Origin of the sequence: Herbaspirillum sp. (genome assembly GCF_017744395.1) — a bacterium.
In the GTDB taxonomy this organism is placed as follows: Bacteria; Pseudomonadota; Gammaproteobacteria; order Burkholderiales; family Burkholderiaceae_D; genus Herbaspirillum.
On record NZ_JAGIBI010000004.1, the window covers coordinates 1 to 21,408 of the forward strand.

General features: G+C 62.5%; 15 protein-coding genes. 10 read left to right on the top strand and 5 right to left on the bottom strand.

The features are described 5' to 3' along the window. Window positions 1-267 precede the first annotated feature (267 nt). On the bottom strand, window positions 268-1,515 hold the full coding sequence (locus J7548_RS12555) for a urate hydroxylase PuuD (RefSeq protein ID WP_290974946.1): 1,248 nt from the start codon (window positions 1,513-1,515) through the stop codon (window positions 268-270). 725 nt (window positions 1,516-2,240) lie between these two features. Between J7548_RS12555 and J7548_RS12560 the strand changes: the two genes are divergently transcribed. From J7548_RS12560 to J7548_RS12585, 6 genes are all read left to right on the top strand, one after another. Beyond that, a complete protein-coding gene (locus J7548_RS12560) occupies window positions 2,241-3,188 on the top strand; it encodes a LysR substrate-binding domain-containing protein (RefSeq protein ID WP_290974947.1) in 948 nt (315 codons plus the stop codon). A 256-nt stretch (window positions 3,189-3,444) separates the two neighbouring features. Then, on the top strand, window positions 3,445-4,839 hold the full coding sequence (locus J7548_RS12565) for a nucleobase:cation symporter-2 family protein (protein ID WP_290974948.1): 1,395 nt from the start codon (window positions 3,445-3,447) through the stop codon (window positions 4,837-4,839). Between the two features lie 277 nt (window positions 4,840-5,116). After that, window positions 5,117-6,880, top strand: coding sequence for an allantoate amidohydrolase (locus J7548_RS12570; protein WP_290974949.1), 1,764 nt, complete (start codon window positions 5,117-5,119; stop codon window positions 6,878-6,880). A gap of 546 nt (window positions 6,881-7,426) precedes the next feature. After that, complete coding sequence (locus J7548_RS12575; RefSeq protein WP_290974950.1) at window positions 7,427-8,800, top strand: 8-oxoguanine deaminase; 1,374 nt, start codon at window positions 7,427-7,429, stop codon at window positions 8,798-8,800. Window positions 8,801-8,825: 25 nt separating this feature from the next. Next, on the top strand, window positions 8,826-10,406 hold the full coding sequence (locus J7548_RS12580; RefSeq protein ID WP_290974951.1) for a methyl-accepting chemotaxis protein: 1,581 nt from the start codon (window positions 8,826-8,828) through the stop codon (window positions 10,404-10,406). A gap of 489 nt (window positions 10,407-10,895) precedes the next feature. Further along, window positions 10,896-11,474, top strand: coding sequence for a hypothetical protein (locus tag J7548_RS12585; RefSeq protein WP_290974952.1), 579 nt, complete (start codon window positions 10,896-10,898; stop codon window positions 11,472-11,474). A 229-nt stretch (window positions 11,475-11,703) separates the two neighbouring features. On the opposite strand, the gene pyk is transcribed toward J7548_RS12585, so the two are convergent. The 4 genes from pyk to gcl all read right to left on the bottom strand — a co-directional run bounded on the left by pyk (window position 11,704) and on the right by gcl (window position 16,927). Beyond that, entirely contained in the window at window positions 11,704-13,122 is a 1,419-nt protein-coding gene (gene pyk, locus J7548_RS12590) for a pyruvate kinase (RefSeq protein ID WP_290974953.1), read from the bottom strand. Window positions 13,123-13,235: 113 nt separating this feature from the next. Next, window positions 13,236-14,126, bottom strand: a complete 891-nt coding sequence (glxR, locus tag J7548_RS12595) for a 2-hydroxy-3-oxopropionate reductase (RefSeq protein WP_290974954.1) — start codon at window positions 14,124-14,126, stop codon at window positions 13,236-13,238. 38 nt (window positions 14,127-14,164) lie between these two features. After that, window positions 14,165-14,944, bottom strand: a complete 780-nt coding sequence (gene hyi / locus J7548_RS12600) for a hydroxypyruvate isomerase (RefSeq protein ID WP_290974955.1) — start codon at window positions 14,942-14,944, stop codon at window positions 14,165-14,167. Between the two features lie 207 nt (window positions 14,945-15,151). Continuing rightward, on the bottom strand, window positions 15,152-16,927 hold the full coding sequence (gene gcl, locus J7548_RS12605) for a glyoxylate carboligase (protein WP_290974956.1): 1,776 nt from the start codon (window positions 16,925-16,927) through the stop codon (window positions 15,152-15,154). 199 nt (window positions 16,928-17,126) lie between these two features. On the opposite strand from gcl, the gene J7548_RS12610 reads away from it, so the two are divergent. The 4 genes from J7548_RS12610 (at window position 17,127) to xdhA (ending at window position 21,407) form a co-directional block, all read left to right on the top strand. Next, on the top strand, window positions 17,127-18,047 hold the full coding sequence (locus tag J7548_RS12610; protein ID WP_290974957.1) for a LysR family transcriptional regulator: 921 nt from the start codon (window positions 17,127-17,129) through the stop codon (window positions 18,045-18,047). Between the two features lie 155 nt (window positions 18,048-18,202). Continuing rightward, complete coding sequence (locus tag J7548_RS12615) at window positions 18,203-18,331, top strand: hypothetical protein (protein ID WP_290974958.1); 129 nt, start codon at window positions 18,203-18,205, stop codon at window positions 18,329-18,331. Beyond that, the gene (locus J7548_RS12620; protein ID WP_290974959.1) at window positions 18,328-19,626 is read left to right on the top strand and encodes an NCS2 family permease; all 1,299 of its coding nucleotides are present in this window, start codon (window positions 18,328-18,330) and stop codon (window positions 19,624-19,626) included. The genes J7548_RS12615 and J7548_RS12620 overlap by 4 nt, the downstream gene beginning before the upstream one ends. A 296-nt stretch (window positions 19,627-19,922) precedes the next feature. Continuing rightward, entirely contained in the window at window positions 19,923-21,407 is a 1,485-nt protein-coding gene (gene xdhA / locus J7548_RS12625) for a xanthine dehydrogenase small subunit (protein ID WP_290974960.1), read from the top strand. Window position 21,408: the final 1 nt, after the last annotated feature.

Consider the following 21,408-nt stretch of genomic DNA (forward strand, 5'->3'; position numbering starts at 1 on the left):
ATCCAGGTGCTTTCGATGTAGTCGCGGCTTTCCTTGAGCGCGGCGCGCGAGGAGTCCGCCAGCGCCACTTTGAGGTGCGGTGCGCGCGCCACATTGATGACTTGCTGCGCGGTCAGGTTGAAGCCGTCGATGGTGATGGTTTGCATGTCTTGTCCTTGCGGTCCGGACGCGGGCAAAGCCGCGCCATACCGGTAAAAGCGATAAAAGGTAGGAGAGTTGGAGACGCGCACCGCGGCGGGCGATGCACGTCAGGCGCAGCGGCAGTGTTTATTTCGCGCCGGCCTGGAACCACGCGGCGATTTCGGCGCGTTCCTCGTCGGTCATCTGGGTCATGTTGGCCAGCGGCATGTCCTTGGTCTGCACGGCGCGCTGGAACACCTTGGCGGCGTGCTGGTGGATCAGCTCGGGCGTCTGCAGCAGCATGCCTGCCGGCGCGGTGGCGAAGCCGGCCTGGGTCGGTTTGTCGGAGTGGCAGCTGGCGCAGCGCTGAGTGATGATCGCCTGGATCTTGGCGAAATCAGGCGCCGCCGGCGCCGCAGCAGCCGTACCCTCGGCGTTTTGTGTGGTCGCCGCTGCAGCCACCGGAGCGACCGGACGCGGTGCGATCGCCACGGCTACCGCCAGCAGCAGGAACACGCCGGCGATCGGGTAACCTACCGAGACCTTGCCCTTGTGGCGCAGGTTGAAGAAGTGGCGGATCAGCACGCCGGCCGCCATGATGGCCGCCAGCACCAGCCAGCTATACGCATGCGTATAAGTCATGGCGTAGTGGTTGCTGATCATGATGAACAGGATCGGCAGCGTGAAGTAGTTGTTGTGCACGCTGCGCTGCTTGCCTTTGCGACCGTGGATCGGGTCGGGCGACTTGCCTTCCTTCATCGCTTCCACCAGCTTGCGCTGGCCGGGGATGATCACCATCAGCACGTTGCCCACCATGATGGTGCCGATCATGGCGCCGACGTGGATGTAGGCGGCGCGGCCCGACAGCAGGTGCGTGAGCATGTAGGCCACGGCCACGATGAAGACGAACATCACCAGGCCCAGCAGACCCTCCTTCTTGCCCAGCGGCGACTTGCACAGCAGGTCGTAGACGATCCAGCCGGCCACCAGGGTGCCGATGCCCACGCCCACCGCTTCCAGGCCGCTCAGGTTGGCGACCGACTTGTCGACCATCATGGCCGAGGCGTTGAAGTAATAGACGATGAACAGCATGGCGATGCCGGTGATCCAGGTGGCGTACGCCTCCCACTTGAACCAGTGCAGTTCTTCCGGCAATTCGGCCGGCGCCACCAGGTATTTCTGCGGGTTGTAGAAACCGCCGCCGTGCACGGCCCACAATTCGCCCGACACGCCCTTCTTGGCCAGGTCGCTGCCCGGCTTGGGCGGACGGATCGAGTTATCCAGCCAGACGAAATAGAACGAGGCGCCGATCCAGGCGATGCCTGTGATCAGGTGCAGCCAGCGCACCAGCAGGTTGGCCCATTCGATGCCGTACGATACCAATAATGCTTCCATGTCTTCCCCAGCTTAGGATTCCCGTCCGCCACCGCAGGCAACTCCGGACAGGCGAGGCATCGCCTCAGGTAAGGGCCGTCATGAAAGCTCGTCCGCCGGCTGCAGGATGGTTGACGCGGCGGCAAGATGCCGCACGGCAATGCAATTCTGAGTGGATGAGAGCTTCCTGCGGGGCTGGAGCTGACTGGCGCGGCGGCTTGCCGCCCCGTGCCTGTTTGACGTCTCCTGCCGCCGCTGCCGCTACGACCCGATGGCTTTCATGCCATCTGTATCTGTTCTTGGTACTTCCGCCCTATGCTTCGTACAATCGCACCTGGAATCGGGCAATTTCCGTGGCATAGACCGGTTGCACAGAAGATAAACGGCGCCGGACGGTCTAAACATGGCCGTCAACGTATATTTGACATACGCATGTCCATATACAAAAATGAGTCGTAATTGTGGGACGCTTGCGGTCGCGCGCAATTCACGACCAAATTCAAAAGGCCGCAGAGACCGGCCGGCGCGCGAAGGCGGAACAGATAAGAAGCGTGGCATGGTGTTTGCGTCCCGGCCGGCGTCCGATATCGCGCCGCCGGGAGGCCACGACAACATGTGACGAAATAAACCAGGCGCTCGCGATTGCAGTCGCGGGCGCCGACAGAGTGAACGAAAAACCGTCACCTGCCCCTGTCCGTATTGGGCAATAACCATGCCCCTTGAACGAAGAACCCGGAGACATCCACATGTCCAGGCTGCCAGACCATCTCGATATCCACCTCATCCGCATTCTGTACCTGCTGTTGTGCGAGAAAAACGTTTCACGCGTGGCGCTGAAACTGAACCAGCCGCAACCGTCGATCTCGGCCTCGCTGCGCAAGCTGCGCGAGCTGACTGGCGATCCGCTGCTGGTGCGCGGCGCGCGCGGCATGGTGCCGACCCAGCACGGCGAAAGCCTGTTGAAGCCGGCCAAGCGCATCCTGGACGAGACCGAGCGCCTGTTCGTGCCCAAGACCGCCTTCGTGCCGCAGGATGAGGAACGCACCTTCCACATCGCTGCGCCGGACTATATGAACACGCCCTTCTTCACCGAAGTGATCGCCCGGCTGCGGCGCGAGTCGCCCAGGAGCCGCATCGTGATCCACGCGCTCGGCCCCGAGACCGACTACGTGCGCCTGCTGTCGGACGGCGAGCTGGACCTGGTGATCGCCAACTGGGACGAGCCGCCGCCGCACCTGCACCTGTCCAAGCTGTTCGACGATCCTATCGTCTGCCTGATGCGCGCCGACTGCGCCTACGCCAAGCGCACCGCGCGCGACGCGATGAGCATCGAGGATTACCTCTCGCTGCCGCATGCCGCCCCCTCGCAGATCCTGCCCGGCTACCACGGCACCATCGACACTTTCCTGGAAAAGCAGAACCTGCGCCGCAACGTGGTGGTGGAATCGGCGCATTTCCGCATGCTGCCCCACATGGTGGCGCATACCGACCTGGTGCTGACCGCCGGCCAGCAGTTCGCCAGCTACTACGAGAAGCTGCTGTCCCTGAAAAGCTATACGGTGCCGGTCAAGTTCCCGCCGCTGCGCTTCTACCAGTTGTGGCACGAGCGCGTGCACCAGGCCACCGAACACAAATGGCTGCGCGCCCAGATCAGCGCCGCGGCCAAGATGGTGACGGGCTCGGGGCATAGCTGACATCCGCCCTGAATCCTGGCGATAACGCCCGGCCGCATATATCCAAGGTCTGCAAAGCGGTATCTCCTACCTTATATATCCGGCCCATGGGATTGCATTAGTATCCCAGTCACCAGGCCTGTATCCGCACAACAGAAACGGAACAAGGAACTGACCACGGAACCACATTTCAAGCGGCAAGGCACGCCTAACATGCTCTAGACAGGCGCGGTCACATGTCAGGTTCCGATACAAAAAACAAACCAGGAGACAGCCAATGCAAGCCCCCAGCCATCCGGTGGATGAACGCCTACCCGTATTCAAACTGTTCGCACTTGGCATGCAGCACGTGCTGGTGATGTACGCCGGCGCCATCGCCGTGCCGCTGATCATCGGCGGCGCACTGAATTTGCCCAAGTCCGAAATCGCCTACCTGATCAGCGCCGACCTGTTCTGCTGCGGCCTGGTCACCATCATCCAGAGCGCCGGCATCTGGAAATTCGGCATCAGGATGCCGGTCATGATGGGCGTCACCTTCGCCGCCGTCGGACCGATGGTGGCGATGGCCAACAACCCCTCGCTGACCATCCTGCACATCTACGGCGCGGTGATCGCTTCCGGCGTCTTCTGTATCCTGGCTTCGCCCTACATGAGCAAGCTGATGCGCTACTTCCCGCCGGTGGTGACCGGCACCGTCATCACAGTGATCGGCGTCTCGCTCATGGGCGTGGGCATCAACTGGGCGGCCGGCGGCCAGCCGGTCATCGGCAAGCTGGTGGACGGCGTGTTCGTCAAGATCCCCAACCCCGACTACGGCTCGCCGCTGTCGCTGTCGATCGCGGCCGTCGTGCTGGTCTCGATCCTGCTGATCACCAAATACACCAAGGGCTTCATCTCCAACATCTCGGTGCTGATGGGCATGGTGGTGGGCTTCGTGATCGCCTTCGCGCTGGGCAAGATCAGCTTCACCGGCCTGGACGCGGCCGAATGGTTCGCCATCATCAAGCCCTTCCACTACGGCCTGCCGCAGTTCGACATCGCTTCCATCATCAGCATGTGCCTGGTGATGATCGTGACCATGATCGAATCGACCGGCATGTTCATGGCCCTGGGCGACATCGTCGGCAAGAAGGTCGACGACAAGACGCTGGCGCGCGGCCTGCGCGTGGACGGCCTGGGCACTGTCATCGGCGGCATGTTCAACACCTTCCCCTACACCTCGTTCTCGCAGAACGTCGGCCTGGTGGGCGTGACCGGCATCCGCAGCCGCTTCGTCTGCGTGGCCGCCGGCGTGATCCTGATCGCCTTCGGCCTGTTCCCCAAGATGGCGCACGTGGCCGCCTCGATCCCGCAGTTCGTGCTGGGCGGCGCCGGCATCGTGATGTTCGGCATGGTGGCCGCGACCGGCATCAAGATCCTCTCCAAGGTCGATTTCCAGGCCAACCGCAACAACCTGTTCGTGGTCGCCATCAGCATCGGCGTGGGCATGATCCCCATCGTCGCCCCGACCTTCTTCGACAAGATGCCGCACTTCCTGGGCACCATCTTCCACAGCGGCATCCTGCTGGCCTCGGCGATGGCGGTGCTGCTGAACCTGTTCTTCAACGGCCGCGGCTCGGAAGAAGACGTGGCGCGCTACGCAGTGGCCGCTGCGCAAAGCTCGGACCACTGACGGCAAGCGCGGCGAAGAAGGACTTATATCCGCCGCGTGATAAGCGAAATCGCATAGGGGCCAGATGAAACCGCTGATGCGATCCGGACCAAGATGTTTTACAGTCTAGGCTGCGCCCCAAACCGCTTGCATGGCGGCTTGGGGCGAAATGCCGATGCAACAAACAAGCGCAACAATCGCGGCCGACAATCTTGAACACCAGGTCGCGGCCGACCGCGCAATACCGCAACACCGAACAACCGAAGGGACCCGGAGGCAAATCCTCCGCGGCAAGCACATGACGACGACACTGGAACAACTCAACACCGCCGAGGCTTCCGCCTTCATCGCCGCGCTGCACGGCATCTATGAGCATTCGCCTTGGATCCCCGAGCGCGCGGCCGTACAGCGCCCGTTCCGCAACCTCACCGCCCTGAAGCTGGCGCTGCAGAAGGTGGTCGCCGACGCCAGCCGCGCCGAGCAACTGGGCCTGATCCGCGCCCACCCGGAGTTGGCCGGCAAAGCCGCCATCGCCGGCGAACTGACCGCGGAATCGACCGGCGAACAGGCCAAGGCCGGACTCAACATGTGCTCGCCGGAAGAATTCGCCGCGCTGCAAAAGCTCAACGCCGACTACAACGCCAAGTTCGGCTTCCCCTTCATCCTGGCGGTCAAGGGCCCGACCGGCGCCGGCCTGACGCGCCAGCAGATCATCGCCACCTTCACCCGCCGCCTGCGCAACCAGCCGGAAGACGAACTGCGCGAAGCGCTGCGCCAGATCGGCCGCATCGCCGAAATGCGCCTCAACGACCTGACCGGCCACAAACCGGCGCTGGGCGCCACCGTGATGCAATGGGCCGAAGAAATCGGCGCGATGTCGGAAGACGAAGGCGCGCTGACCTGCACCTACCTCACCGACACCCACCGCCGCACCGCCGACCAGATCGCGCAATGGATGCGCGAAGCCGGCATGCACGTGCACATCGACGCGGTCGGCAACGTGGTCGGCCGCTACCTCTCCACCGATCCGAAGGCCAAGACCCTGCTGACCGGCTCGCACTACGACACCGTGCGCAACGGCGGCAAGTACGACGGCCGCGAAGGCATCCTGCTGGCGATCGCCGCCGTCAAGCACCTGAACGAACGCGGCGAGACCCTGCCCTTCCACTTCGAAGTGATCGGCTTCTCGGAAGAAGAAGGCGTGCGCTTCAAGAGCACCTTCCTCGGCAGCAACGCCGTCATCGGCCAGTTCGACATGAACCTGCTGGAACTGCAAGACCGCGACGGCATCACCATGCGCGACGCCATCACCCAGGCCGGCCACGACGTCGCCGCCATCCCCAAGATCGCGCGCGACCCGTCCGACATCCTGGGCTACGTGGAAGTCCACATCGAACAAGGCCCGGTGCTGCTCAACCGCGACCTGCCGGTCGGCATCGTCACCTCGATCGCCGGCAGCTCGCGCTACCTGGTCGACCTGAAAGGCGTGGCCAGCCACGCCGGCACCACCCCGATGCACATGCGCAAGGACGCCGGCGCCGCCGCCGCCGAAATCATCCTCTACGTGGAACAGCGCTGCTCGCAAGACCAGCACGCCTCGCTGGTCGGCACGGTCGGCCAGCTGCAAGTCCCGCGCGGCTCGACCAACGTCATCCCCGGCGCCTGCCAGCTCTCGCTCGACATCCGCGCCGCCCACGACGACGTACGCCTGGCCGCGGTCGCCGACATCCTGGCCAAGATCAACGAAATCTGCGAACGCCGCAGCGTCGACGCCAAGATCGAAGAAACCGTCTCCGCCCCCGCCGCCCCCTGCGCGCCATGGCTGATGCAACAGCTCGCCGCCGCCACCGAACGCGCCGGCATCACACCGTTCGAACTCGCCTCCGGCGCCGGGCACGACGCCATGGCGATTGCCCGGATGACCGACGTCTGCATGCTGTTTACCCGTTGCGGCAATGGCGGCATCAGCCACAACCCCTTGGAAACGATGACGGCGGACGATGCGGAAGTATCCGGGCAGATCCTGTTGGATTTCTTGCGTAGTTTCAAGGCGAAGGCTTGAGCGGCATTGACGACGCTGGGTCCTGACTTTCGTCAGGACGACGGAGAAAGCAAGATAGCGAGCCACTACACCGATGCCGCAGGCGAGAGAACGCACCGCAAGGCCGAAGGCGAGCCGGACCACGAAGTCCGCTTCTGACCAGCCGCTGGAATGAGGGGAAAAATGGATCAGAAAGGACGCCGGAGCGTAGCGACTTGCGGCCTTTCCCATTTTTCTCCTCATTCCAGCGGGAACCCCGAAGGGGCTGGTTAGTAGCGGTCGCCTTCTTTTGCTTACTTTTCTTGGCGAGACAAGAAAAGTGAGCGGCTGCCGGGCCGCCCCCGGCGCTCCGCTCCGACCGGAGAAAGAAAAGCGTAAAGCCAGTACATCTGCACGCAACAAGACCAGACTACCCAACAGCAACAAGCAGCAAGCAATAAGCAATAAGCAACAAAACAACAACCCACCCGACGCAGCGTTAATAGGGATAAAAAGGGACTCCACTGTCACCTGCGCCGACAAAAAACCACCCTCAACGAATAAGGAACAACAAAAGGAGTCCCTCCCATGCAACAAGCAAAAGACAAAACCCTGCTAATCAAAAACGCATCCGTAGTCGTCACCATGAACGACACCAGGGAAGAAATCAAAGACGGCTCCATCTTCATCCGCAACAACATCATCGAACAAGTCGGCCCCAGTGCCCAACTCCCGCAGCAAGCCGACGAAATCATCGACGCAAGACACCACGTAGCCATCCCCGGCCTGGTCAACACCCACCACCACATGTACCAGAGCCTCACGCGCGTGATCCCCGCCGCGCAAAACGGCGAACTGTTCAACTGGCTGACCAACCTCTACCCCATCTGGGCCGGCCTCACGCCCGAGATGATCAAGGTCTCCACGCTCACCGCGATGGCCGAACTGATCCTCTCCGGCTGCACCACCAGCAGCGACCACCTCTACATCTACCCCAACCAGACCCGCCTGGACGACAGCCTGGAAGCCGCCGCCGAAATCGGCATGCGCTTCCATGGTGCGCGCGGCGCCATGAGCGTAGGCCAATCCAAAGGCGGCCTGCCGCCTGACCGCGTGGTGGAAGACGAAGAAGCCATCCTCAAAGACACCCGCCGCCTGATCGAGACCTACCACGACGCCTCGCGCCACGCCATGCAGCGCATCGTGGTCGCGCCCTGTTCGCCGTTCTCGGTCTCGCGCGACCTGATGCGCGAAGCCGCCAACCTGGCGCGCCACTACAAGGTCTCGCTGCACACCCACCTGGCCGAAAACGTCAACGACATCGCCTACAGCCGCGAAAAATTCAACATGACCCCGGCCGAATACGCTGAAGACTGCGGCTGGGTCGGCCACGACGTCTGGCACGCCCACTGCGTGCAACTGGACGACCACGGCATCGACCTGTTCGCCCGCACCGGCACCGGCGTGGCGCACTGCCCCTGTTCCAACATGCGGCTGGCCTCCGGCATCGCCCCCATCCGCAAGATGGTGGACGCCGGCGTGCCGGTCGGCCTGGGCGTGGACGGCAGCGCCTCCAACGACTGCGCCCATATGATGGGCGAAGTGCGCCAGGCCATGCTGCTGCAGCGCGTCGGCTTCGGCCCGGACGCCATGACCGCGCGCCAGGCACTGGAAATCGCCACGCTGGGCGGCGCCAAGGTCTTGAACCGCGACGACATCGGCGCATTGAAGCCCGGCATGTCGGCCGACGTGGTGCTGTTCGACACCCGCAACATCGGCTTCGCCGGCGGCCTGCACGACCCGGTGGCGGCGCTGGTGTTCTGTACCCCGGCCAATGCCGCCTGGAGCATCATCAACGGCCGCGTGGTGGTGCGCGAGGGACAGCTCGCCACCATCGACCTCGGTGCGGTGATGGAGCGCCACAACGCGCTGTCGCTGGAACTGGCCGAAGCGGCGCGCTGAACCGCGCGAACCGGGGGAAATCATCGTGCTCATTACCAACATGAAAATCGGCGCCCGCCTGGCCATCGGCTTCGGCGTCGTCATCGCGCTCCTGATCGCCATCGCCGTCCTCGGCAACGCCCAGCTCGCCCGCTTGACGGACGGCACCAACCTGATCGTCAAGGACCGCTACCCCAAGACCGTGATGGCCAACACCATCCAGATCCAGGTCAACAAGATCGCGCTCGACATCCGCGACATCATGCTGACCTCGGACGCCGAACGCATCAAGGCGCTGGCGGCCGACGCCGCGGCGGCGGACAAGAAGATGAACGAAGGCCTGGCCAGGATGCGCGAAGTCGCCCGCAGCGACGAGGACAAGCGCTACATCGACGCCGCCATCGCCGCGCGCGACGCCTACCTGCCGGCGCGCGACAAGCTGATGGCGCTGGCCCAGGCCGGCCAGGTCGACGAAGCCAAGGTCTTCCTGCCGCAACAATTCATGCCGGTGCAGATCAAGTACTTCATCGCGCTCGACGCCATGTTCGACTACCAGGGCGGGCTGATGGATGCCGCCGGGGAAGCCGCCGCGCACGATTCCGGCAGCGCCCGCACCATCATCAACAGCCTGGCCGTGGCGGCCCTGCTGCTGGCGGCGGCGGTGGCGCTGCTGGTGACGCGCAGCATCACGCGACCGCTGGTCAACGCGGTGACCGTGGCCCGGCGCGTGGCCGACGGCGACCTCAGCGCGCAGGTGGAAGTAAAGAGCAAGGATGAAACCGGCGAACTGATGGCGGCGCTGCAACTGATGAACGACAACCTGCGCGCCATCGTCGGCCGCGTGCGCAGCGGCACCGACACCATCAACCACGCCTCCGGGGAAATCGCCAGCGGCAACATGGACCTGTCCTCGCGCACCGAACAGCAAGCCGGCTCGCTGGAAGAAACCGCCTCGGCGATGGAGGAACTGACCTCCACCGTCAGGCAGAACGCCGACAACGCGCGCCAGGCCAACCAATTGGCCGCCTCCGCCTCGGGCGTGGCGGTCGAAGGCGGCACGGTGGTCGGCCAGGTGGTCGAGACGATGGCCTCGATCAACGCATCCTCCAAGAAGATCGTCGACATCATCGGCGTGATCGACGGCATCGCCTTCCAGACCAACATCCTGGCGCTCAATGCCGCGGTGGAAGCGGCCCGCGCCGGCGAACAAGGGCGCGGCTTCGCCGTAGTGGCCTCGGAAGTGCGTTCGCTGGCCCAGCGCAGCGCCACCGCAGCCAAGGAAATCAAGGCCCTGATCGATGATTCGGTAGCCAAGGTCGACACCGGCAGCCGGCTGGTGGAACAAGCGGGCTCGACCATGACCGAAGTGGTCGCCAGCGTGAAACGCGTGACCGACATCGTCGGCGAAATCAGTTCGGCCAGCCAGGAGCAAAGCACCGGCCTCGAAGAAATCAACCGCGCCATCACATTGATGGATGAATCGACGCAGCAGAACGCTGCATTGGTGGAAGAAGCTGCTGCGGCTGCACAGACGATGCAGGAACAGGCGGCTCAGCTAATGGAGGTTGTAAACGTGTTCAAGCTAGAGAAAAATGCGACAGACAATGCCCATACAATTTTTCGCTAGCATTGAATTTTCTGGACGTAACTAGAATGCAGTGATTTCTTGCGAAACAAACCTTACAAAAATATAAACACTACAACATTTCCCCCTACCTCATTCGCTTGAGTCGTTTCGGAAATCGGAAGCTACACGTACATCCGCTACTTAAGATTGAAATTCTCCGACCTTTTTCTTTACTTTGCCTTACTATTCTCCGAGAATTAATTAGCTATCAAATTCGTGTTTTGAAAAAACAAAATTCGGTAGTTTGAATACACTGAAAAGAAAACATCAATTATCCGGGGGGATTCTTCATGATGCCAGCGTTGTAGGCAAAAAATTTTCATTGTTCGTCATCAGTAACTCACCTGCCATACGTGCATTGTGTGTATGGATAATCACGCCCATATTTATGTCATTTCACATTAATGGAGAAATGGCCTGCTCGCGCCAAATTGCCCTGTGACGTCATATCCAAGGGACAATCACTGTAATTCCAGAAGGATCAAAAAGATGGCTTCCATTAACAACCATAAGAAAGCGTGTCACATGAAAATGAAGTTTTTTCCTCTTATTGCCGCCACTCTCATCCTCGCCGGCTGCGCAAGTGCACCAATCCCAGTGAATTATGCTCCCAGCTCCGTAAAGAGCGCCTCGGGATCCTTATCCGTGGTGGAGTTTACCTATCCGGCGCAAACTCAGAACAAGAACAAACCCATTACCTCTAACCAAATCCGTAACACTGCAATGGGTGAAATAAAAATTGACCGGGATGTCAACAAATTCGTGCGCGATGCCGTCTTTGCGGAACTCCGCTTTATGGGAATCAAGCCCAACGATCCGTCCAAGATACTCTCGGGTGAGATTCAGGAATTCCTGATTGACGACCTTGGCTACAGCGTCGACTGGACCCTGCGCATCAAGTACACCTTGTCCGATGCTGTTACTAAGACCGTTCTCTTTGATGCTGTGAAAAACACCCAGCGCCGCACGGCAAAATTCGCCAATGCCTTCGGCGCCATGAATGAGACGATCAAAATCAACGTCGAGCAATTGGTTGAAGACGAAAAATTCGCAAAAGCGATCAACTAATAGCTATAGCATTGCACTGCTCACGCCGTGCAATGCATTTTTCTTTAGTACTTCCTCGTCGCTTTTCCTTCGTATCGTAATAAGTAATCAATCAGTTTATTGCTAAGTAAGAATCATTAATTATAAGAATTCTTACGGTACCGATAGACGCAAAATTCGTCGAATACAACAACTTTTGTAAGTTAACTGCTTCGTTCCGACGCGAGGTAGAGTATTTCATCCATCAACCTTAGCCCCACACCTCCGCCAACCGCAACAGATTGGTACTCCCCGGCTGCCCGAACGGCATGCCGGCGGTAATCGCGATCTGGTCGCCCTTCCTGGCGAAGCCTTCCTTCAATGCAGTCTGGCAGGCGGCGCTGACCATGTCGCTCTCGTTGTGGATCTGGTCACTGATGGTGGAGTGCACGCCCCATACCAGCGCCAAGCGGCGCGCCGTCGCCAGTTGCGGGGTGATGCTCAGGATCGGCGCCATCGGCCGTTCGCGGGCCGCGCGCAGGCTGGTATGGCCGGAGCTGGTGTAGGTCACGGTGGTGGTGGCGCCGACGATGCCGGCGACGTCGCGCAGGGCCGAGCAGATGGCGTCGGAGCGGTTGGGCTGCGGCGTCTCGTGCTGGGCGTCGAGCATATTGCGGTACAGCGGGTCGCGCTCCACTTCGGCGATCACGCGATCCATCATCGAGACCGCCTGCAGCGGATAGGCGCCGTTGGCAGATTCGGCCGACAGCATCACGGCGTCGGAGCCGTCGTAGATGGCGCTGGCCACGTCCGAGACTTCGGCGCGGGTCGGCACCGGGGCAGTGATCATCGATTCCAGCATCTGGGTGGCGATCACGATCGGCTTGCCGTGCTGGCGGCAGACGCGCAGGATGCGCTTTTGCGTACCCGGCACGCGCTCGGGCGGCAGTTCCACGCCGAGGTCGCCGCGCGCCACCATGATGGCATCCGAGGCGCGCACGATCTCGTCCAGGCGATCCAGCGCGGCGGGCTTTTCCAGTTTAGACAGTACCGCGGCACGTCCTCCGATCAGGCTGCGCGCTTCTTCCACATCTTCCGGACGCTGCACAAAGGACAGCGCGATCCAGTCAGCGCCCATGTCCAGCGCGAAGGCCAGGTCGCGCCGGTCCTTCTCGGTCAGCGCCGGGATCGGCAGCACGGCGTCGGGGACGTTGACGCCCTTGCGGTCGGACAGCGCGCCGCCGTTGACCACGCGGGTGCGGATGGTCGCACCGTCGCTGTATTCCACCTGCAGGCGCAGCTTGCCGTCGTCCAGCAGCAGCGACTGGCCGGCGGCGATGGCTTCGAACAATTCGGGGTGCGGCAGGCAGACGCGGCTGGCGTCGCCGGGTTTCGCATCGCGGTCAAGCGTGAATTCCTGCCCTTGCTGCAACATCACCTTGCCCTCGGCGAACTGGCCGATGCGCAGCTTGGGGCCTTGCAGGTCGGCCAGCACGGCGATCGGGCGTCCGACCTCGCGCTCTACCGCGCGCACTATCTCGTAGCGCGCCTGGTGGTCGGCGTGGGTGCCGTGGCTGAAGTTGAAACGGAAGACGTCGGCGCCGGCTTCGAACAGCGCCTGGATCATTTCGCGGGAGGCGCTGGCGGGGCCGAGGGTGGCGACGATTTTTGCCTGGCGTTGGCGGCGCATGGTGGATCTCCGGTAATTGTTGTTTGAAGAAATTCCTGGGACAAAAAGCTCTCTTAGAAACGCCTCGTCCCGGCGCAAACCGGGACGACGGCGGTAATACCTCGCTGGCCGGATCAGGAAGCCTTGGCGATCTCGTGGTTGGACATGATCTCCACCGCGCGGCACAGCGCCGAGTGGTCCAGCCCGCTCATGCCGTTGGCGGCACAGGCGTTCATCAGTTCCTGCGCGGCGGCGGTGTTGGGCAGGCTGATGCCCAGCGCCTTGGCGCCTTGCAAGGCCAGGTTCAGGTCCTTCTGGTGCAGCTCGATGCGGAAGCCCGGGTTGAAGGTGCGCTTGACCATGCGTTCGCCGTGCACTTCCAGGATGCGCGAGGAAGCGAAACCGCCCATCAGCGCCTGGCGCACGCGCGCCGGATCGGCGCCGGCCTTGGAGGCGAACAGCAGCGCTTCGGCCACGGCCTGGATGTTCAGCGCCACGATGATCTGGTTGGCGACCTTGGTGGTCTGGCCGTCGCCGTTGCCGCCGACCAGGGTGATGTTCTTGCCCATCAGTTCGAACAGCGGCTTGACGTCGTTGAAAGCGCCTTCCGAACCGCCCACCATGATGGTCAGCGAAGCGGCCTTGGCGCCGACTTCGCCGCCCGAGACCGGCGCGTCCAGGTACTGGCAGCCCAGCGCGTTGATCTTTTGCGCGAAGCCCTTGGTGGCGATCGGCGAGATCGAGCTCATGTCGACTACGATCTTGCCGGCCGACAGGCCTTCGGCCACGCCCTTGTCGCCGAACAGCACAGCTTCCACGTGCGGGGTGTCCGGCACCATGACGATGATGATGTCGGCGCGCTTGGCGACTTCGGCGCCCGAGGTGCAGACAGTGGCGCCGCCTTCCAGCAGCGCTGCCGGCGGGTTTTTCTGGTCGTGCAGGTAGAGCTTGTGGCCGCCCTTTTGCAGGTTTTCCGCCATGGGCGCGCCCATGATGCCCAGACCGATGAATCCGACTTTTGCCATGATGTTTCTCCTTGATGATTGATGTTTGTCGATAGGGCTCAGAGGCCGTGTTCCTTGATCCAGCCCAGTCCTTCCTTGGTGCCTGCCTTGGGCTTGTATTCGCAGCCGATCCAGCCTTGGTAGCCAATCTCGTCGAGGAAGCGGAACAGGTAGCGGTAATTGATCTCGCCGGTGCCGGGTTCGAAGCGGCCCGGGTTGTCGGCCAGCTGCACGTGGGCGATCAGCGAGAGGTTGGCCTTGATGGTGTTGGCCAGTTCGCCTTCCATGCGCTGCATGTGATAGATGTCGTACTGCACGAACAGGTTGTCCGAGCCGGTAGCGAGGATCAGTTCCAGCGCCTGCTTGGTGGTGTTGAGGAAGAAGCCAGGGATGTCGAAGCTGTTGATCGGCTCGATCAGCAGGCGGATGCCATGCTCCTTCAGCTTGCCGGCGGCGTACTTCAGGTTGCCGACCAGGACTTCGCGCGCGGCTTCGCGCGAGACGCCCGGCGGCAGGATGCCGACCAGGCAGTTCAACTGCTTCACGCCCAGTGCGCGGCCGTAGCGGATGGCGTCGTCCACGCCGGCGCGGAATTCGGCCACGCGGTCCGGATGGCAGGCGATGCCGCGTTCGCCGCCGTCCCAGTTGCCGGCCGGCAGGTTGTGCAGCACCAGTTGCAGCTTGGCCGCGCGCAGACGGTCGGCGATCTGCTCGGGATCGAAGGCATAGGGAAACAGGAATTCGACGGCCTTGAAGCCGGCGTCGGCGGCAGCCTGGAAACGGTCGAGGAAAGGCTGTTCGGTGAACAGCATGGTGAGGTTGGCAGCGAGTTTGGTCATGTCGTTCCTTGTCTGTAACTGGCAATCCATTTCATCGTCATCCCGGCGCAGGCCAGGATCCAGCGGCGTTCGTCGTGGCCTACAAGCCGTTTTACGACACTGGATCCTGACCTTCGTCAGGATGACGGCATTCTTTCTTGAAGATCGCTTGGGGTCGCTCTTGCCGGCGACTTTTGTCTCCTCTTCGGATCGGTGCGATGCAGCCGCTCAGTCGAGCATGCTGATGGCAGTCGGTGCGTGTTCCGGCTTGGTGGCCAGTTCCTCGAATTCGTTGATGGCGTCGATCTCGGTGCCCATCGCGATGTTGGTGACGCGCTCCAGGATGATTTCCACCACCACCGGCACGCGGAACTCTTCCATCAGGCGCTTGGCTTGGGCGAAGGCGTCCTGGATGCCATTGGGATCGGTCACGCGGATCGCCTTGCAGCCCAGGCCTTCGACCACGGCCACGTGGTCCACGCCGTAGCCGTTCAGTTCCGGCGCGTTGACGTTCTCGAACGCCAGCTGTACGCAGTAGTCCATGTCGAAGCCGCGCTGCGACTGGCGGATCAGGCCGAGGTAGGAGTTGTTCACCAGCACGTGCAGGTAAGGCAGGTTGAACTGCGCGCCCACGGCCAGTTCTTCGATCATGAACTGGAAGTCGTAGTCGCCCGAGATCGCCACCACCTTGCGTTGCGGGTCGGCGGCGACCACGCCCAGCGCGGCGGGGATGGTCCAGCCCAGCGGGCCGGCCTGGCCGCAATTGATCCAGTGGCGGTCCTTGTAGACGTGCAGGAACTGCGCGGCGGCAATCTGCGACAGGCCGATGGTGGCGACGTAGCAGGTCTCGCGGCCGAAGGCGCGGTTCATCTCTTCATACACGCGCTGCGGCTTGACCGGCGTTTCGCTGAAGTTGGTCCGGCGCAGCATGGTCTTCTTGCGCTGCTGGCACTCGGCCAGCCAGGCCGAACGGTCGGGCAGCTTGCCGGCGGCCTTCAGTTCCTTCGCCACTTCCACGAACAGCTTCAATGCGGCGCCGGCGTCGCTGACGATGCCGTAGTCGGGACCGAACACGCGGCCGATCTGGGTCGGCTCGATATCGACGTGGACGAACTTGCGGCCCTTGGTGAAGACGTCGATGGAACCGGTGTGGCGGTTGGCCCAGCGGTTGCCGATGCCCAGCACGAAATCCGACGCCAGCATGGTGGCGTTGCCGTAGCGGTGGCTGGTCTGCAGGCCGACCATGCCGGCCATCTGCGGGTGGTCGTCGGGGATCGCGCCCCAGGCCATCAGCGTGGGGATGACCGGCACGCCGGTCAGTTCGGCGAACTCCACCGCCAGCGCGGCCGCGTCGGCATTGACCACGCCGCCGCCGATGGTCAGCAGCGGGCGTTCCGATTCGTTGAGCATGGCCAGCGCCTTTTCGATCTGGGCGCGGGTGGCCGCGGGGCGATAGACCGGCAGCGGCTCGTAGGTATCGGGATCGAAGTCGATCTCGGCCATCTGCACGTCGAACGGCAGGTCGATCAGCACCGGACCGGGACGGCCCGAGCGCATCAGGTGGAACGCCTGCTGGAACACGCGCGGCACCAGCGCCGGCTCGCGCACGGTGACGGCCCACTTGGTGACCGGCTTGGCGATGGATTCGATATCGACCGCCTGGAAATCTTCCTTGTACAACCGGGCGCGCGGCGCCTGGCCGGTGACGCACAGGATGGGGATGGAGTCGGCCTGGGCCGAGTACAGGCCGGTGATCATGTCGGTGCCGGCCGGGCCCGAGGTACCGATGCACAGGCCGATGTTGCCGGCCTTGGCGCGGGTGTAACCTTCGGCCATGTGCGAAGCGCCCTCGACGTGGCGCGCCAGCACGTGCTTGATGCCGCCGTGGCGCTTCAGCGCCGAGTAAAACGGATTGATCGCCGCGCCCGGCACGCCGAAGGCTTGCAGGCAGCCTTCCTTTTCCAGCACATAAACCGCCGCGTCGACTGCTCTCATCTTTGCCATGTTGTTCTCCAGGATGTCAGGATTGCGAAAATTTCGACGGCGCTTGCCCTTAGAACAGGTTCTTACGGCGCACCGCTCTCTGATTCGTTCTGGAGTGAATCCTAGTCGCTACAATTTGGTTTGATAAGAACAATAAAAATCTGTTTATTACTTATCCAAAGTATGGAAATATATAAAAAGTACAGAATTGGGGCGAATAATGGACAAACTCAAACAAATTGAAGCTTTTGTCGCTGTCGTGGACAAAGGCAGTTTGGCGGGCGCAGCGCTGGAAGAGAAAGTGACGCCGGTCATGATGGGCCGGCGCATCGACGCGCTGGAAAAACGGCTGGGCACCAAGCTGATGCACCGGACCACGCGCCACCTGACGCTGACCGAGCAAGGCAGCGTTTTCCTCGACCACTGCCGCAAGCTGCTGGAACAGATGGAGACAGCGGAAAAAAGCGTCGCCGAAGGCCGCCACAAGGCCACCGGCCACCTGGTGGTCTCCACCCCCGCCGCCTACGGCCGCCTGCACGTGGCGCCGCACGCCCCGGCCTTCCTGGCGGCGCACCCGGAAGTGCAGATCTCATTCAACCTGACCGACCGCGTGGTCGACCTGGTGCGCGAAGGCTACGACCTGGGCATCCGCATCGGCGGCGCGATCGAACCCAGCTTCGTCGCCGTGCGCCTGGCCAGCAACCGCCGGGTGGTCTGTGCCGCGCCCGAATACCTGCACCGCAACGGCATGCCCAAGACGCTGGACGACCTGGCCCAGCACAATTGCCTGGCCTTCAACCTGCAAGGCGGCCAGCAGCGCGGCTGGTATTTCCAGCAAAACGGCAAGCCGGTGATCATCAAGGTGCAAGGCAACCTGGACTGCAACGACGGCGAACTGCTGCACCGTTGGGCCAGCGAAGGCCTGGGCCTGGCCTGGCGCTCGACCTGGGAAATCCAGGCGCAACTGGCATCGGGCGAACTGGTGACGGTGCTCGACGAATATGCCCTGCCCCATTACGACATCATGGCCGTGTACCCGCAGCAGCGGCACTTGCCGGCCAAGACGCGGTTTTTCATCGATTACCTGAAAGAGGTTTATGCGCAGCCGGATTATTGGAAGCGGGCGGTGGTGAAGCCGTGAAGGCGTCCGCCTAAGCGAGGGGCTGCACGACGCGAGAGCAGATTCCATACCCAAACCACTACAATACGCCCCTTGCCATCGACCTTTTTCGAGCGCCTTATACACATATAACTATAAGTTTATAGTGGCTATTTCCAGTGACTTACGTCCCCGCCATGAAATTCAACGACATTACCTACGCTGCACTCAATACGCACAAAGCAACGCCCATTTTTTGCCTGCCAGCCAAACAGGCAGGTTTTCCGGCGTATAAAAAAGAACCGAACGGAGACAACCAACAATGAACGCGCTAGACAAGTTTTTCAAGCTGAGCGAGAACGGCACCACCGTCCGCACCGAGCTGCTGGCAGGCCTGACCACCTTCCTGACGATGGCCTACATCATCTTCGTCAACCCCTCCATCCTGGGCGACGCCGGCATGCCCAAGGACTCGGTATTCGTCGCCACCTGCCTGGCCGCCGCCATCGGCACCCTGATCATGGGCCTGTACGCCAACTACCCGATCGGCCTGGCGCCCGGCATGGGCCTGAACGCCTATTTCGCCTACGCCGTGGTCAAGGGCATGGGCTTTCCCTGGCAGGCCGCGCTGGGCGCGGTGCTGATCTCGGGCTGCCTGTTCCTGGTGGTCAGCCTGCTGCGCATCCGCGAACTGATCATCAAGAGCATCCCGAAATCGCTGCGCACCGCGATTCCGGCCGGCATCGGCCTGTTCCTCGGGATCATCTCCCTGAAGAGCGCCGGCATCATCGCCGCCAACCCCGCCACCTTCGTCACCATGGGCGACCTGCACCAGCCGGCGGCGGTGATGGCCATCGTCGGCTTCCTGGTCATCGTCGCGCTGGACAAGATGAAAGTGCGCGGCGCCCTGCTGATCGGCATCCTGCTGGTCACGGTGCTGTCCTTCCTGTTCGGCGGCAACCGTTTCTCCGGCGTGTTCGACATGCCGCCCTCGATCGCGCCGACCTTCCTGCAGCTGGATGTGAAGGGCGCGCTGTCGATGGGCCTGATCAACGTGGTGCTGGTGTTCTTCCTGGTGGAGCTGTTCGACGCCACCGGCACGCTGATGGGCGTGGCCACCCGCGCCGGGCTGATGAAGGAAGGCAAGATGGATCGCCTGAACAAGGCGCTGATGGCCGACAGCACCGCCATCGTCGCCGGCTCCCTGCTTGGCACTTCCAGCACCACTGCCTATATTGAAAGTGCGGCCGGCGTGCAAGCGGGCGGCCGTACCGGCCTGACCGCGCTGGCCATTGCCGCGCTGTTCCTGCTGTGCCTGTTCATCGCCCCGCTAGCGGGCGTGGTGCCGGCCTATGCGACCGCGCCGGCCCTGTTCTTCGTGGCCTGCCTGATGGTGCGCGAACTGACGCACATCGACTGGGAAGACACCACCGAATGCGTGCCGGCCGTGATCACAGCGCTGGTCATGCCCTTCACCTACTCGATCGCCAACGGCCTGGCGCTGGGCTTCATCAGCTATGCCGGGCTGAAATTGCTGACCGGCCGCGTGAAGGACGTGTCGGTGGTAATCTGGATCATCGCCGCGATTTTCCTGTTCAAGATGATCTACCTCGGCGAATGAGGATGCAGGAATGAGGATGCAGTAAAGGCAGTAACGGGATGCGCCCCCAAGGCGGCGCATCCCGGGATTGTCAAACGATGGAATTTGACAATCGTTTCCAACAAAACGATACCGACAATCAGTTCCATCCTTTGAGAACCCCGGCACGTTTCTTGAATGCATGTCCACGCAAGAGACGGCAGTGCAGAAGGCAACGCTTTCTGCTCGCTCGAACAATAAGAGTGCGCCCCACGATTCGCCCTGGAGCGTGCCACAAAGCAGCCATTGTTTTGTACACAATTACATAGAGCAAACACATGTCAGAATCGACCCAACCCATCCAGTTCTACTATCGTGGAGAGATCCACCATGCCCAGGGCTTGCCCAATACCCGCACCGTGCTGCAGCACCTGCGCGAAGACCTGCATTGCACCGGCACCAAGGAAGGCTGCGCCGAAGGTGACTGCGGCGCCTGCACCGTGGTCGTCGGCGAGCTACGCGACGACAAGCTGGAGCTGAAGACGGTCAACTCCTGCATCCAGTTCCTGCCGACGCTGGACGGCCGCGCGCTGTTCACCGTGGAAGACCTGAAGCAAGCCGACGGCTGCCTGCACCCGGTGCAGCAGGCGATGGTGGAATGCCATGGCTCGCAGTGCGGCTTTTGCACGCCGGGCTTCGTGATGTCGCTTTGGGGCCTGTACCTCAAGCACGACAAGGATGGCATCGAACCGAGCAAGCGCGAGATCGACGATGCGCTGTCCGGCAACCTGTGCCGCTGCACCGGCTACCGCCCCATCGTCGACGCCGCGCGCCGCATGGGCCAGTTGCCAGCCGTCGGCTTCGACCGCGAACAGGTGGCGCAAGCCTTGCGCGGCATCCGCCGCGAAGAACCGCTGGCCGTCACCCACAACGGCCAGACCTTCCACGCGCCGCGCACGCTGGCGCAACTGGCGAAGTTGCGCCACGAGCTGCCGAAGGCGCGCATCCTGGCCGGCTCCACCGACGTCGGCCTGTGGGTCACCAAGCAGATGCGCAACCTGGGCGACATCATCTATATCGGCCAGGTGGAAGAACTGCGCACGATGCAGGAAAAGGACGGTTTCCTGGAAATCGGCGCCGGCATCTCGTTGGAGCAGGCCTACAGCGAACTCAACAAGCATTACCCGCAGGAACTCTCCGAAATGTGGCAGCGCTTCGCCTCGATGCCGGTGCGCAACGCCGGCACGCTGGGCGGCAACGTCGCCAACGGCTCGCCCATCGGCGACTCGATGCCGTGGCTGATCGCGCTGGGCGCGCAGATCGTGCTGGCCAGCGTGGACGGCCAGCGCACGATGCCGCTGGAGGACTTCTACATCGCCTATCAAAAGTCGGCGCTGCTGCCCAACGAAATCGTGCAGGCGGTGCGCGTTCCGCTGCCGCGCGCCGGCGTGCAGTTCCGCGTCTACAAGCTGTCCAAGCGCTTCGACCAGGACATCTCGGCGGTCTGCGCCTCGTTCGCCTTCACGCTGGACGGCGACAAGGTGAAGGAAGCTCGCATCTGCTACGGCGGCATGGCGGCCACGCCCAAGCGCGCTGCCAACGCTGAAGCCGTCCTGAACGGCAAAGAATGGAGCGAAGACCAGGCGCGTGCCGCCATGGCCGCGATGGCGCAGGACTATGCGCCGCTGTCGGACATGCGCGCCAGCGCCGCCTACCGCCTGCGCACCGCGCAAAACCTGCTGTACCGCTACTGGCTGGAAACCCGCTCCGACGCCCCGCTGGCGGCTGATGCGGTGCGCGCCTTCGCGGTCGTGGCCGCGTAAT

Bases quoted from the DNA above. Each gene is read 5' to 3' on its own strand.
- J7548_RS12555 (WP_290974946.1), bottom strand. From the start codon at position 1,515: ATGGAAGCATTATTGGTATCGTACGGCATCGAATGGGCCAACCTGCTG.
- J7548_RS12560 (WP_290974947.1), top strand. From the start codon at position 2,241: ATGTCCAGGCTGCCAGACCATCTCGATATCCACCTCATCCGCATTCTG.
- J7548_RS12565 (WP_290974948.1), top strand. From the start codon at position 3,445: ATGCAAGCCCCCAGCCATCCGGTGGATGAACGCCTACCCGTATTCAAA.
- J7548_RS12570 (WP_290974949.1), top strand. From the start codon at position 5,117: ATGACGACGACACTGGAACAACTCAACACCGCCGAGGCTTCCGCCTTC.
- J7548_RS12575 (WP_290974950.1), top strand. From the start codon at position 7,427: ATGCAACAAGCAAAAGACAAAACCCTGCTAATCAAAAACGCATCCGTA.
- J7548_RS12585 (WP_290974952.1), top strand. From the start codon at position 10,896: ATGGCTTCCATTAACAACCATAAGAAAGCGTGTCACATGAAAATGAAG.
- pyk (WP_290974953.1), bottom strand. From the start codon at position 13,122: ATGCGCCGCCAACGCCAGGCAAAAATCGTCGCCACCCTCGGCCCCGCC.
- glxR (WP_290974954.1), bottom strand. From the start codon at position 14,126: ATGGCAAAAGTCGGATTCATCGGTCTGGGCATCATGGGCGCGCCCATG.
- hyi (WP_290974955.1), bottom strand. From the start codon at position 14,944: ATGACCAAACTCGCTGCCAACCTCACCATGCTGTTCACCGAACAGCCT.
- gcl (WP_290974956.1), bottom strand. From the start codon at position 16,927: ATGGCAAAGATGAGAGCAGTCGACGCGGCGGTTTATGTGCTGGAAAAG.
- J7548_RS12610 (WP_290974957.1), top strand. From the start codon at position 17,127: ATGGACAAACTCAAACAAATTGAAGCTTTTGTCGCTGTCGTGGACAAA.
- J7548_RS12615 (WP_290974958.1), top strand. From the start codon at position 18,203: ATGAAATTCAACGACATTACCTACGCTGCACTCAATACGCACAAAGCA.
- J7548_RS12620 (WP_290974959.1), top strand. From the start codon at position 18,328: ATGAACGCGCTAGACAAGTTTTTCAAGCTGAGCGAGAACGGCACCACC.
- xdhA (WP_290974960.1), top strand. From the start codon at position 19,923: ATGTCAGAATCGACCCAACCCATCCAGTTCTACTATCGTGGAGAGATC.